Annotated in this window: 11 protein-coding genes; 4 read left to right on the top strand and 7 right to left on the bottom strand. The window is 53.3% G+C overall.

From position 1 onward, the window contains the following. Positions 1 to 385 precede the first annotated feature (385 nt). On the bottom strand, positions 386 to 1,330 hold the full coding sequence (locus VO84_RS11590) for a CPBP family intramembrane glutamic endopeptidase (protein ID WP_058187760.1): 945 nt from the start codon (positions 1,328 to 1,330) through the stop codon (positions 386 to 388). Positions 1,331 to 1,438: 108 nt separating this feature from the next. Between VO84_RS11590 and VO84_RS11585 the strand changes: the two genes are divergently transcribed. Next, complete coding sequence (locus VO84_RS11585; RefSeq protein ID WP_058187759.1) at positions 1,439 to 2,275, top strand: AraC family transcriptional regulator; 837 nt, start codon at positions 1,439 to 1,441, stop codon at positions 2,273 to 2,275. A gap of 37 nt (positions 2,276 to 2,312) precedes the next feature. Here the strand turns inward: VO84_RS11585 and VO84_RS23330 are convergent, their stop codons facing one another. The 3 genes from VO84_RS23330 to VO84_RS11570 form a co-directional block, all read right to left on the bottom strand. Continuing rightward, complete coding sequence (locus tag VO84_RS23330) at positions 2,313 to 2,558, bottom strand: muconolactone Delta-isomerase family protein (RefSeq protein WP_058187758.1); 246 nt, start codon at positions 2,556 to 2,558, stop codon at positions 2,313 to 2,315. Between the two features lie 113 nt (positions 2,559 to 2,671). Then, complete coding sequence (locus VO84_RS23325) at positions 2,672 to 3,001, bottom strand: winged helix-turn-helix transcriptional regulator (protein ID WP_058187757.1); 330 nt, start codon at positions 2,999 to 3,001, stop codon at positions 2,672 to 2,674. 173 nt (positions 3,002 to 3,174) lie between these two features. Next, the gene (locus tag VO84_RS11570) at positions 3,175 to 3,609 is read right to left on the bottom strand and encodes a carboxymuconolactone decarboxylase family protein (RefSeq protein ID WP_082661912.1); all 435 of its coding nucleotides are present in this window, start codon (positions 3,607 to 3,609) and stop codon (positions 3,175 to 3,177) included. A gap of 103 nt (positions 3,610 to 3,712) precedes the next feature. On the opposite strand from VO84_RS11570, the gene VO84_RS11565 reads away from it, so the two are divergent. Continuing rightward, positions 3,713 to 4,675 carry a LysR family transcriptional regulator gene (locus VO84_RS11565; protein WP_082661911.1) on the top strand — a complete coding sequence of 321 codons (963 nt, stop codon included), beginning with the start codon at positions 3,713 to 3,715 and terminating at the stop codon, positions 4,673 to 4,675. A 30-nt stretch (positions 4,676 to 4,705) separates the two neighbouring features. On the opposite strand, the gene VO84_RS11560 is transcribed toward VO84_RS11565, so the two are convergent. Together VO84_RS11560 and VO84_RS11555 are read right to left on the bottom strand one after the other, a co-directional pair. Further along, positions 4,706 to 5,617 (bottom strand): nucleotidyl transferase AbiEii/AbiGii toxin family protein, encoded by a 912-nt coding sequence (locus VO84_RS11560; protein ID WP_058187756.1) that lies wholly within the window; start codon positions 5,615 to 5,617, stop codon positions 4,706 to 4,708. Next, entirely contained in the window at positions 5,607 to 6,467 is an 861-nt protein-coding gene (locus VO84_RS11555) for a type IV toxin-antitoxin system AbiEi family antitoxin (RefSeq protein WP_082661910.1), read from the bottom strand. Before VO84_RS11555 ends, VO84_RS11560 begins: the two co-directional genes overlap by 11 nt. Before the next feature lie 1,032 nt (positions 6,468 to 7,499). On the opposite strand from VO84_RS11555, the gene VO84_RS11550 reads away from it, so the two are divergent. Beyond that, positions 7,500 to 11,234 (top strand): TonB-dependent receptor, encoded by a 3,735-nt coding sequence (locus VO84_RS11550; RefSeq protein WP_082661909.1) that lies wholly within the window; start codon positions 7,500 to 7,502, stop codon positions 11,232 to 11,234. Between the two features lie 227 nt (positions 11,235 to 11,461). Further along, positions 11,462 to 12,241, top strand: coding sequence for a tetratricopeptide repeat protein (locus VO84_RS11545; protein ID WP_058187753.1), 780 nt, complete (start codon positions 11,462 to 11,464; stop codon positions 12,239 to 12,241). Positions 12,242 to 12,352: 111 nt separating this feature from the next. On the opposite strand, the gene VO84_RS11540 is transcribed toward VO84_RS11545, so the two are convergent. After that, on the bottom strand, positions 12,353 to 13,768 hold the full coding sequence (locus VO84_RS11540) for a hypothetical protein (protein WP_058187752.1): 1,416 nt from the start codon (positions 13,766 to 13,768) through the stop codon (positions 12,353 to 12,355). Between the last annotated feature and the right edge of the window lie 144 nt (positions 13,769 to 13,912).

Genomic DNA, 13,912 nt, shown 5'->3' with positions numbered 1-13,912 from the left:
CCGAGCAATTAAACACCCTTTTGCAGGTCGGCTACCCTTTTGGTCGCTGCTGTTCGGTTGTGATCGGAGCCAAGATCTGAATCGAAAGATACTATCCCGCTGGCCTGGATCGCGAAGTTGCATTGATTCCTTCCAGCTAACCCCTCACCGACGAGCGCAAATTTACGCGGAGATCGCCAGCCGGATCCTGTCAGGTCTGGCGTCACGCGTGGGCACTGGAAGGTGGTCTGTCAATGCTGTGGTCTGACGGCAGTCATTGATCTCATCGTCGGATCATAGGCGTCAACCGTCCGGCTGTTGCATTGCTGGTAGGAGTTGAGATGAGCCGTTAAGGTTGGGTCATAAGGAGGATTTGGCAGGCGCAGTAATCAAGTGGCGACTCAGCCTACGCGGGATACTCTCCATAATCTGATGGTCGCGTTGGAAAGACAATCCAGAACGCGCAGACAGATGCAGCTAGGACCGCAAGACCAATGACGCTTCCCTCTGGTCCATCTGAACCTCCTGTTAGCCAATGCGCACCAGAGAGGTTAGAGCGTAGTAGATGACCTTTCGCTTGCATGCCGCTCCCTGGTACTGAGTAAAGCACCGTGAGGGCAAAGTCCCAAGCGGCATGTAGCCCTACTGCAAACCAAAGGTTTCCAGTCCTCCTCAACGTGAAACACGCGAGAAGTCCGTAGCACATTACGTCCAGCGCCCCTACGAGAGTCTCTCCCGGATTCATGAGGTGAAGCCCTCCGAATAGAGCGGAGAGCAGGATCGCCGCCGGCCAGAAGCCAACCACTGCACTCAGCGATCGCAGCGCGTATCCGCGATACAAGGTCTCCTCAAAAAGGGCAATCACGATGAACGTTACTACCCAGAGAGACCCGTACTTGAAGGAATCTGCTGGACGCTGCATGAGGCCACCGAAGTGCAGGCCCCCAAGCAGATACGTAGCGCCAACATCCAACGAAGCGATCAGAATTCCCCACGCAAACCCTTGAAAGAGTCTCCTTGCAAATAAGGAATTGGCTGGAAGCCCAAAAGAACTAAAGGGAACATTCTGCAATCTCGAAGCGAGGATGCTGAACAGGATCACAGCCGCGAAACCCAAGCCATCTATGGCGAGCATCAGCGAGATAGTCAGTGTTCCAGCTTGTGCCTGCTGCAGGAGGACTGCCGTTGCGGGTATTTTGGTGAGCGTCACCTTCAATCCGATCAAGATCGCAGCCATTACAATTGCGAAAAGGAAGAAGTGCAAGAACCCTTTGACTCTTTCTCTTTTACCTGTTGACGGGGAATGCCCGACGTCCGGAGTTTCGAAAGCAGTTTTTCTTGAAGAAGTCATAGCTCGCCTTTGGTTAGCTTCATAACTCTTTCCAGCATGATCTACAACAAGGATTCTGTATTGAACGTGTTTTGCGTTCTTGTCTCATATTGAGGAGAGGAGTTCCGGTTGCCGAACATCTTGCCTGCTGGCCAGCATTATGGCACTCAGCTTCAGAGTTGGTCCTCTGACCGCCTTACTGTTCGCAGGATCATTTACGACGATGGTATGCGCTTGTCATGGCATGGCAACGAACAGTCTTCTGTGGTGTTCGTGGAAACTGGTCATTGCACTAAGCAGCTAGGAAGCCGAATTGTTGAACTAAGCCAAAACTCGGGCTTATTCATTCCACCTGAAGGATTGCAACGAGATTCGTTTCCTTGTGCCACGACGTTCCTAGCCGCTGAATTCAGTGCGGCATTTCTAGATCGCCTCCGCGAGTCAGGTCTGACGCCGTCCGCTTCGATTAGCTTCGCAGCCGGAGATACTCAGCAGCTCCGGACTCAGATGTTGTGCGAATTGAAGAACCCCGACTCGATGTCAGCAGTTGTCCTTGAAGGACTGTTTATGAGTGCGATCGGGTTTGCTCACCGCAGGGAACAAAATCGGGCAAGCATGCCGCCACACTGGCTTAAGCAGGCTAAGGATTTGCTGCATGACACTGCGACGGAGACTATAACCATGGAGGGTATCGCGTGCTCCGTGGAAGTCCACCCCGCTCACCTGTCAAGGGAGTTCAAGCGTTGGTTTCACCGCACGCCCGGAGAGTATGTAAGGGAATGTCGAGTGGATCTCGCAAAAAAGCAGCTCAGAGAGACTGATTCCGCGCTGGCGCAAATCGCCTTCGAAGCTGGTTTTGCAGACCATGCCCATTTCTCAAATGTTTTCCGAAGACATACTGGTCTCACCCCTTTGAACTACCGTCGACAATTCAAATCTCGGGTGGGTCACGCACGTCAGTCCTGATCGCTCTCAGCCGGGCGTTCCGCGGCAAACTGCTCATTCAGCGGGGACCAAAGCCAGAATACGGAGTAAGCTCAGTGGTCATGGCAACCTCTAGCATGCCTCGCTTGGCTAGCGGAAGATTTGCCATGATCTGCTCAACCTGATGCTGCGTGTTCGCTTCAAAGATCAGGATTGCCCCAGGTTCATCATTTCTCCGCCATATTGCACGAACGCTGCCTTCCAAGTACAGCGCACGAACATGCTCTGCCTCTTCTTCGAGGAGTTGAGGCGTCCAAGCTGCCAATGGAAACGCTTCAGAGCGGCGCCTTGTGACTACTAGAAATTGCAATTCTGCCTCCTTGCCTAATGCTCATTCCGACTCGCCCGCATAATGTCGCGGCGGTTTCTCGACTCACTTTAAACGCTCGTGACATCTCCTACGTCTCCCCATGCCGCCAAATGATCGAGGAGAGAACAGACAGACTCTCGCACGCTGTCCTCAAAGTCATATTCAACATGAAGAACGCTATCACTCAGGTCACGCCTGACAACAATGTGCGACGATTCGAGCGACCTCAGATTCGCGCGAAGACCCTTCTTTGAGGCGGCAGGAGCAAGACGTGTTAGTTGGCTCAATCGAACCGGTCCGCTCCGCATGGCGCATAAAATCTGGAGCTTCCATTTGCCGTCCAGGATTTCCTTTACTCTCGTAACTTTCTTAATGTAGACAACACAGTCGTCATGCATTTCTCGCGATCCTCATATACCGAACTTCGACCAACAACAGAAACCGAGCAGAGCGAAAAGTCATGCTTCGCACCGCAATTGTTTCGAGTAGCGCTCTGTGGCTGTCCATCTCGTCTGCGTTGTTGCTCAAAGTCCAGACGCTGCAGGAGCGAAGAGTTTTGCCGAGCCCGTCGTCATGCAGCGTCTCCTTGACAGACGACGCCTTGACTATCGGCACGCGGGTCCGGTGTCGTCACAGGAAGCAGATCCTTTACATTTACCAAGGCATTTCGGACCGCAGCGCCGCCCGCATAAAACAGTAGCTGCAGGATGGTTTCGACGACCTGTTCTTTGGTCGCTCCGGCGGTTAGAGCCGCTTGGGTATGAGCTCGAAGTTGCGGAACTGCATGTCCGAGCGTTACGCATGACGCAATCACGACTAATTCGCGGGTGATGTGGTCAAGCCCTGGGCGGCTGAGAATTCCCCCAATCGCCCATTCGATCGTTATGTCGGTGAAGTCAGGGCACAGCCCTTCCATATCCTTCACGAGAGCATCTCCCGCGCCTGTTCCGTACAGCGTTTCGAAGAGTGCAAGGCCGCGATCCCGCAATTCGGGGGTTGAAATCATTTAGGTGACCTCCAATTCATATCCATCCTCACTCATAAGCGATTGAAAGATAAACATCCATTTTGGCTAGTGATTTCAAAGTATTGCTTGGTAATCTGGTGGTATGGATCGCTTGCAAAGTATGGATGTCTTTGTTCGCACTGTAGAGCGTGGAAACTTCTCCACTGTTGCGGAGGATCTACGTCTCACTGCAACTATGGTTGGCCTGCATGTGAAGGCGTTGGAATACCATCTTGGCGTTCGCCTTCTGAACCGAACGACACGGCGGCAAAGCCTGACTGATGCTGGCAAGCTGTACTACGAACGTTGCAAGCAAATTCTCGGTGACATAGCAGATGCGGAGTCTCGCACATCGACTCTTCAGGCAGTTCCGAGAGGTCGCCTCCGGGTGATGACGCCGGTTTCCTTCGGTGTGCATGCCCTTGCTCCGGCATGCGCGGAGTATTTAGATAAATATCCGGAAGTAGCCATCGATCTGGTCGTTAGTGATCGCCCCGTCGATATGGTCGAAGAGGGCTTTGAGGTAATGGTCGCAATTGGGGATTTGATTGATTCAACTCTAATAGCACGACCTCTGTTCCCGTATCGCTCTGTGGTGTGCGCTGCGCCCTCCTACATCGAGCGAAATGGTACTCCTAAGAAACCTGCGGATCTGTCTCGGCACACTTGCCTTGGATTTGCTCATCCGCTAGCCAGTCGGAAATGGCTTCTGGAAGGTCCCCAGGGTCCGGTGAGCGTGCCCGTTTCACTCGCCCTGACCGTCAATAACGGAGAAGCACTTCGCACGGCTGCCTTGAGCGGTCTTGGCATCATCATGCAGCCTGAAGTGCTGATCGCGGAGGATATTAAGGTTGGGCGACTGATTCGGCTACTGCCTGACTTCTCTCCAACACCCAAGCCGGTGCATCTTTTGACTTTTCCCGATCAGCATCTAGTGCCGAAGATTCAGACATTTGTAGATTTTCTGATGCAGCACTTTAAACAGAGCCCTGGCGATCAGAAGCTCATGGCCTCAAAAAGAGTCTCAAGGAATTCCACTAAGGTAGTTCAGTCTCGGCGGGGTTGATGGCGGCGAGGGGGTAGCTATAAGGAATGTTCAGGACAATGCCGCGTCAAGTTTTTGAAGCATTGTCCGATATTTCTCTGGGTTCTCAATCTGCAGGCGTTCCAGATTCATCAGCTTCCATCGAATCGCTGGGAGTTCGCGAATGGTCGATGAGCCTGTGAGTTCCCAGTCCGGTCTGAGCATATGAAAAGACGTGAGAAAAAGTTTTGAATTCTCATCCAATCGGGAGCGAATCTCCGCGATCAATTGTTCTCTGGTTGAGAGGAGCGTGTCCAAGGAGGTTTCGTCAACCGTCATCCCGACAAACTCTCTGTCGAAGGCTTGCCGTATGTCCTTCAAGCGGGGTTGTAGCAGTTCGTGTGCTGGACGATTGTGGCTCAGGATATAGGCGAGAAATGTTTGGTAGAGAACCTTGTCGATTCCTTCATTCGCCAGCAGGTGTTGGACATCGAATAGGTCCCGAGGATGCTGACGATCTATAGCCGCTACCAATTTCCCCGCGTAGAGATCGGCGAACGAAACGAGTTGGATTTCCGCGAAGCCAAATCGTTCCTCTACGATTGGCCGCACAGTCTTCACATCAACAGGATGGACTGTACCTCGAAGAACGGGAGTCACTTCGATCTTGATTTGGGCGTTTCTTTGACGAACAAGGACGAGAGTTCCGTCCGCGTTGGCGCTGTCAATGACGACGCTGTCAGGGATCGCTTTACGAATCTTCTGGGTGATGCGACTCAGGGCAGACCGTATCCCGATAAGCGATGTCTCTCGGTCCTCAATCGGCAGGTAAACCAGATCGATGTCCACCGAGAGGCGGGGCAGATCTCGAATGAAAAGATTGATCGCTGTCCCGCCCTTGAGAGCGAAGCAATTCTCGATCGCTACATATGGCAGTACACGAACGAGAAGGGCAACCTGCATCTCGAAAATTTCACTGGCCATCGTTGCTGCCTCCAGCGTTGAATAATTCCATTGGAAGCGTGATCTGATAGCGCGAGTCGAAGTGACCTTGGGGAACCAGTTGACGTTTTCCTTTCCCAAGATCGATGGAAGTCTGATCCAGATGTTTGAACCAGGGGTGTCCATGCCTGTCCGCATACCAGAGGAAGAGCCGCTTTACCTTCACACTCTTGCATTCCCGCAGCAGTTTCCCTAGTAGTTGAGGACGGAGATTGGCTAAGCCTTCCATGACGACATCGACTTGATGAAAGCTCTCGTGATGCGGGAGTTCATCGATCATCTCCAGGATTGCTCGTTCGGGAGCTGACATGGTCAGCGACCATTCCCAGGGGCTCGTGGATTCCGCATCCTTTTGCGATCCTGATGCTTCGCCGGAACGCAGATCGTAATGCTTCGCTTCAACGCCGCTACTGGAGTTTGCAAACAGTCCAAAAGAACGGGTTTCAAACTGAGCGGATATCGGGAGCTTGGCAAGCCACGATGGGAGGCCCGACCCGTACAAGTAAACTCGCGAAGTGTCGCCGGCCTCAACGTAATGAGCATACCCGTACAGTGCGATTGCGGTTCGTCCGCCGACGTGAAGTGACTTGTGCATGACATGCTGGAGGGAGAGCACCACAACATCCCACCGTAGCGTGGCTTTGACTTTTGTGAGTTGGCTGGGCCGCCTGTAGACGCGGGGAGCTATCCTTTCGAGCCAACCCCGGTCCACATAGTCTCGTATCGATGAACGGGAGATCCCCTGGTCTTGGAGCCAGGCGCTATCCGCCAAGAAGCCCTCCGGGAGACTCAGAAGTAGGCGGTTTAGTCGAGATGATCTTTGTGCGTCCATGACGCACATATTCACATATGCATAAACCCAATGTCAAGTTCACAAAATCCAATCATTGTGCGCCATGAACGCACGCAAGCGCCATACAGCAAACCTAACCGCCCAAAGCCATTTAGCTGGAATGGGCGATCTACAGTCCTAAGCCAACTACCTCGGAAAGACGGTTCACACAATCAATCGGGCTGTCCGCCCACGGATCAGCCCGATTACCCGATGATGAATTTGGCAGCATTTTGGCAGCAAATGCTGCCAAGTATGCCGGTTTTACCGGCTTATCCGACTCATAACCACTGTATCGTCAATAACTTAGCTTCCGACCCACATCATGGCATGGAAGAGGTCATCGGTTCGATCCCGATCAGGTCCACCAATTATTTCAATCATTTAGCGCCACCTCCCTTCCGCGACTTTGTCGCATCCTTGTCGCAAACTCCAAAACCACTCCACGAACCGGCTTCGCTTCGGTCGTCTCCGCACGCTCTACAGTCGCGTTGGGAGCCCTCTCGGAATTCACCTGTGCCACTGCAACGACAGGATTCTCGCTCTCCGAGCGAGAACTTCCTGATGCCGTGCGAGGCTCGTCCAGTGTAGGTCCAGCGACGCCATCAAGGCTGCGGTTGGCCAAAACGAGGTAGTTCCGGGTGCGGAGGTGCGGCGAGGGATGCATCTATGAGTGGCCTAAAGGTGATCGAGATCAGCGCTAAGGATTTGCTCGGCGAGCCATCCTCATATTGACCGTCGGATGGGAGTCACTTCTGTTTTGGCGGCTAGAGTGGCCAAGATTTATTGCTTGTGCCATCAATTCAGTCATTCTTATTGGATCGCAGGGTTTTGATTTTGGGCCGTTACAGTAGCTACTGTTACGGTTCTCCTCAAACACCAACGTTATTATTTTCAGTCGCGTACGGGAACCGTTAGAACTCCCCTCTAACGTTGCGAGTCTCTCTACCACGGCATAATGTGTCCTCCGACTAATAAGCACAGTCCAGAAGGTCACGAAAAGCGATTTATTCAGACATTCAAGGGGAAGAGATGACGTCAAACAGTTCATTGTTTTACCGCGCAAGGACAATAACAACCTGGGGCTACTCCCGATTGATGGTTGGCACAATCACTGTTCTTTACGCCTGGATCTTGTTTGCAGGGACATTTGCAGCCGCGCAAAGTGATCGTGGCAGCGTGTCAGGAATCGTCACTGATCCGTCTGGCGCCGGAATCACGGGGGCCAAGGTAACCGTCACCAATACCGCTATGGGCACGCAGAACACCACCGTCACAACTGGCGTGGGACAATACACCGTCCCGGAATTGCCGGCGGGCACCTACGCAGTCACGGTGGTTGCGCCCGGCTTTACCACGCTGGTCCGCAGCGGAATCACGGTTTCAGTTGGAGAGACAGCTCATGTTGACCTGCAACTAGGTATTGGGCAGAGCGCGACAACGATTACGGTGACGGAGGATGCTCCTCTGCTCCAAACCGACAGCCCACAGAACAATATAGAAGTCTCCACGAAAGACATGAACGAGCTTCCGTTCAACGTCGCCGGCATCGGATCGATACGCGACCCGATGAGTTTTGCAGCACTGGCGCCAGGAACTATCGTGGGTGGCTGGAATGACATCCACATCAGCGGCTCGCCGGCAACGACGTACCGCGTCCTTATGGACGGCTTAGATGATACCTCGGCGGTCAAGGGCGCCATCTCCGATGAAAACCAGCCCTCCGTCGAATCGCTTGAGTCGCAAACTCTTCTGGTGAACAACTATTCGGCGGAATTTGGCCAGTCAGCCGGTGGAATCTTCGACTACACCTCGAAATCCGGCGGCAACAGGCTACATGGGACGGCCTTCGCCTACCTTGAGAATGAGGATCTGGATGCCGGACAGCCCTTCAACTACACAAACGACAACCCTGCAGATCCCTATGAGAAGTACAATCCCGTGCAGCGGCAGCTGGATTTTGGCGGCTCTTTTGGGGGACCGGTAGTGATTCCTCACATATACAACGGCCACAACAGGACTTTCTTTTTCTTCGCTTACGAGGAATACCACAACACGCAAATTCTCAACCAGGGGCTCATTACTGTTCCTACGATGGCTTATCGCAATGGCGATCTGAGCTCCCTTCTGGAGGGGCCCATTCTTGATTCCAATGGACAGCCGATGGTGGATTGCCTGGGCCGGCAACTGATTAATGGCGCGGTCTACAACCCAAATTCGACTTCGCAATGCCCGGACGGTACGTCGGTTCGCAATCCATTCCCGAACAATTTCATCGGCGCGCCCAGCACCTGGGATCCGGTGGCGCAGGCGGTTCTCCCCTTCATTCCTACTCCAACGGGGGCCACGGCCAACGCGCTGAACAATAACTACCCAAATTTGCAGCCGAACAACAAATATCAGTACCTGACGAGCATCAAGATCGATCACTCAATCGCCGAAAAATGGCACATGTCGGGTTATTACATCGCCGAGCAATCCAATAAGGACAATGCGGCTGACGGCATTAACGGCACAGCGGCTCAGACGCGGTGGAACACAACCCCAGCTCCGCAGGTATATCTCAATTTGGACTATACGGCTACGCCCAAACTCGTGCTTCATGGCGGATTCGACTATACAAGCCACAATGCCGCGCAGAATTCAGCGGTGCAAAATTTCAAGGCGTCGACTCTTGGATTGAACACGGCGGCAAATATGCCCGGCGGCGCTGCCAACACCTTCCCCATCATCTACGGACTCACCACCAACCGTCAGTCCGTCCCCCAATTGGGCAACAACAACGCTCCATTTATCGACCATAACGAGTATTACACTGGATCCGGGACCTGGATCCACGGTGCTCATACGTACAAATTTGGCGGCGATCTTCGTCATCAGACGTTTGGCACTCACAACGACCTATCTGCTGGGAACTATGGCTTCACTAGCTCTCAGACGTCTCTGCCATCCACCCAGGGTAACTTTCCCAATGGCGCCAGCCTTGGCGATGGTTTCGCGAGCTTCGCTCTTGGCCTGTTGAACAACGCGAGTATCGGAAACGATAACATTCAATGGTTTCACCGCAACGAGTCCGGATTTTACGCAACGGACACCTGGAAGATCACGAACAAACTAGTGGTGAACTATGGACTGCGTTGGGATTTGGAGCAGATGCAGCACGAACAGCGTGATCGGGAAACCCAATTCAGCCCCACCGTCGTGAATCCGTCTGCCGGCGGCCTGTTAGGTGGAACGGAATATGAAGGATATGGGACGGGGCGTTGCAATTGCATTTATGAGAAGTTCTATCCTTGGATGATTCAGCCTCGCCTCGGCATCAATTATGCGCTGAATGCGAAGACTGTGCTCCATGTGGGATCCGGACTCTACTCCGGCCAGCAACTCTTCATGAATGAAATCAACTATAGCAACCAGGGATTTGGCTTCAACCAGGCGTTCCTTAACAGCCCCTCGTATGGCCTTGCCGCCGGTCAGTTTGCAAATGGCATACCATATTCCCCGGGCGCAATAACGGCTACTGACTTCGACCCTGGTGCCTATCCGGGACCGGGTTCAATCCAATCGCCCCCGAATTTTACTGTTCCAAACAACGGCCGTCCGGCTCGCTTTGTGCAAACAACCGTTGGGTTTGAGCGTGAGATCGTCAAGGATCTGTCGCTTGAGGCATATTTCGTCGACAACCGTGGGGTTTGGCTTGAATCCGACGGGCTGTTCGTGATCAACCAACTCCCTGTAGCGACCATTGCGAAATACGGTTTGGACGTTACCAAGCCGGCTGACCAACAACTTCTGACGTCGCCGATCTCATCTCCCGCTGTCGCTGCCAGAGGATTCAAGGCGCCTTACTCCGGCTTTCCGTCCGGTCAGACCCTGGCTCAGGCGTTACGGCCATTCCCGCAATTTGGCAATATCGGCGACCAATACGAGCGCGACGGGAATACCTGGTACGACGCGCTTCAGGTGAAGGTTACCAAGCGGATCAGCAAAGGACTGTCGGGTGGCCTCGGTTACTCCTGGTCGAAGGATCTGGGAACAGTCTCGAGCACCGGGACTTACACCACGGCAGTACCGATACAGGATCCCACCCGTCCACCCAAGAGCCAGAAAACCTATTTGGCTATCGACCAGCCGCAGATGCTCAATTTCTACTTCAATTATGAGGTGCCGAGATTTGGCTTTGCGAAAAGCGGCTGGAAGGCGGCCTTGTTTTCGGGCTGGACAACCGACGGCATCTTCCACTACCAGAGCGGTTTCCCGATTCAAGTACCCAATGCGCAGACGTCATTTGCTCTAAGCTCCGTGACGTTTACGTCGAGCAATAATGGAAATAGCGTTTTTGCGAATCGCGTTCCAGGCCAGAAGCTCTTCCTGCATGGTCTCAACAGCCACAACATTGATCCCTACACCACGTTCTTTCTCAATCCGGCCGCGTGGGCAAACCCGGTCCCAGGGACCTACTCCACTTCCAAGCCGTACTTCGGCGATTACCGTGGCCCGAGATATCCCGCCGAACAATTGGGGTTTGGAAAGGCCATTAACTTCAAGGAGGGGCTAAGATTCTCGCTCCGCGCGGATTTCTTCAATGTCTTTAACCGCTGGGCATATCCCGGCCTGAACAATACGGGAAATTTCGCACAAGCAGCTCAATATAACACCGACGGAAGCATTGCCAACGGCTTTGGCTATCTGGGGAACAGCATCTCCGGCGCAGGTGGCAACTTTGCTCCAAGAAGTGGCGAGTTTGTTGCGAGGATTCAGTTCTAAGCGCCAACTCGGTTGAAGTACCAAGCGAACAGGCCAGATGAATTCATCCGGCCTGTTCGCTTGCAGGGGCGTATTCTTGGCGGAAGGTAAACATTGGGCCGGCAGTCAAGAACTGGATCGGCCGACTGCATTCAGGTTCAATCGCCCAGGGCGATCAAGCGCATGGCCCGCTTGGAACTCATATGCACTTGCAAGTGCTGCTCTCTAGCGGCCAGGAGTAAGTTTCTATGATCTGGCTTCTCGCCCTCCAACTCGCAGTCAGCCCGGCACAACATTACGAGAACGCAAAACAGGATTTTGCCCAACGGAAATTTTCCGAGGCTGTGAACGAAGTTAATATGACTCTGCATGAGAGCCCGTACATGGTTCCAGCCCTGGTCCTCAAAGCCCGGCTGGCCATTTTTGCGCATCATGCGGATGTTGCCAAGAGCTGTCTGATCACGGCTATCACGGCCGATCCAACATCCGAAGAAGCGCAGTTCTTTCTAGGGGTGTTTTACTACAATCAAAACGACTTCAGCCTGGCGATTTCACCGCTTGAGAAAGCCCGGGCGCTCTCTCCTGACAACCCCATGCCGGTGTTCTATCTTGCAATGGCACACGAATCCGTGAGAGATGTACCCCAGGCGTTGGACCTCTACCAGCAGGCTGAAAATCTCTCTCCTGAGAAATCGCCTCAAAGAGCATTGATTCTCCTCGCATACGGAAGGTTCCTGCTTATGCTGGGCCGACCCGGGGACGGCATTGAAAAAGTTCGACAGTCCATTCAGATTGATCCTCAGTCCCGACAGGCGCATTTTGCGATGGCAATCGAATTTGAACAAGAGGAAGATTTCAAAAATGCTGCACGCGAAGCAGAACTAGCCCTGACTCTGCCAGATCTCGGCACCACGGATGCGCAGATTCATTTTCTACTGTCAAGAATCTATACGAAGTTGAAACAGCCTGATTTGGCAAAGGCCTATTTGGAGAAATACAAAGCAGATACCGAGACAACACTCAAATGAGCAGGCCTCATTCATCCATTCAAGCAGTTCATGCCATGAGAGAGGAAATCGCGCGACAGGTTTCATTAAGCGCGGCCAGCGGACGTTAACCGTCGCCCAAAGAGGGAACAGTCAGCGAGCGGAACCGTCCGGTAAGATATGGCACGCCACCAAATCGACGTTATTCGGAGTGCCGGCCATGGTGTTCAGATGTAGCAACATCTCGAAATGCCGGACCGGACCAGTAGATGAGATTCCGCATTTACTGAGTTCTGTAGATAGGCGAGGAAAGTCGGTGACAAGCTTTCCCGCCGCCTCGGTGCCCTCTGCATTCGCTCCTGCAAGGAGGAGAACCTGTCCGCTTTGGTCGGGATTCTTCACCAGCGCGATGATGGCGTATGAGTCGCCCGTGCCCCAGCCGGGAGCAGTTGGTATATATTGCGGCTGCTCGCTTGGGCGAGGACGGACGTTACGGATAAATTCCGATCGAGCGTTCTTGGCAAGTTCAAACCGAAAATCCAACTGGTCGTTGAAGAGGGAGACCCATGGGTCGGAACGGGGACTTCCAAGAAAAATGAAGTTGCTGTCGGACTTCAAATCTATCAATTGAATGCTTCGAGCAGCGCGGACAGCTATGCTTTTTGAATTGGTTTGAGCGAGTGCCGCAACTTTTGCGACAATCGGTGCGTCGACCCCGGCCGAGTTATCCCCCCGCAGAATAGTCTTGCAGAAGTACTCTTGCGCGGGCGTGAGCTTGTTCGGTACGGGGATGTAATTGCGGTTGGCATAGTCGGAGACAGAGACTGGGCTGCCAGTAATTCCCTGGATCTCGGCGATGTTTGGATCACTCGTGATCAGCTCTACGGAATGAGAAGATCCGAAAAGCGCCGACCACGGAAGAGAAGAAATGCGTGCAGCTTCGGGATGTAGAGAACGACTCCAGAAAATGCCCCACAGCGCGAGATTCAGTGCCACGAGAAAAATCCCGAAGAGCAATGGCAAACGCCACGCGGCGAGTTTCGGCTGTGCCGTCTCAAGTTGGGGAAAAGCAGAGGGGTTGACAACAGGCTTGTCCACAACAGCCAGCGCGGACTCCTGAAGCGGCGGCCCCGGATCCTGGGGGTTCACCACTACCTCAGGCAAGCTGACCTCGCCGAGGGAATCGCACAAGATTTCCGGTATGTAAGACCCTGCGGGCAGGCTGATGCGAAACATCGATGTTGCTCCGTATCGCCCGTAGTGCTGCAGAAGTCGCTTGCGCACATCACTGGCAGTAACGCGAACAATCGCATCATCGCCGGTATCGTATGACGCGGAGCGTCCAAACAACTCCATCCCAATCACTCGCTCCTTAAGCGAGTCGAAGTGGCCGGCAACTGCCTGGTCCACAATGTACTGGAGAAACTGGCCGCTGCGGTGGCTCCCCTTGAAGACGTCACCCTCAATCACCTCCTTGAGGTGTTGCTGGAGAGACGCAAGGCCGCCTTTTGTTTCCGCAATTTTGGCGATTTCTGCGATCCGAGTATCGGTAGAAGAGGGAGATAACATATCGAAAATCTGCGAGTACGATTCTCGCACTCATCCACCTCAAAGTCTACATTTGGATGTCCTGCAAGACAGGTCAGACCAGAAGAGCAATTTCCCAGACGTATCGTTGTTTCGATTTGCCCGGTTTGCGCATTTTTCCCGGAG

It is taken from the genome of Occallatibacter gabretensis (genome assembly GCF_001449115.1).
In the GTDB taxonomy this organism is placed as follows: Bacteria; Acidobacteriota; Terriglobia; order Terriglobales; family Acidobacteriaceae; genus Telmatobacter; species Telmatobacter gabretensis.
This window is presented reverse-complemented; position numbering and strand designations above follow the sequence as displayed.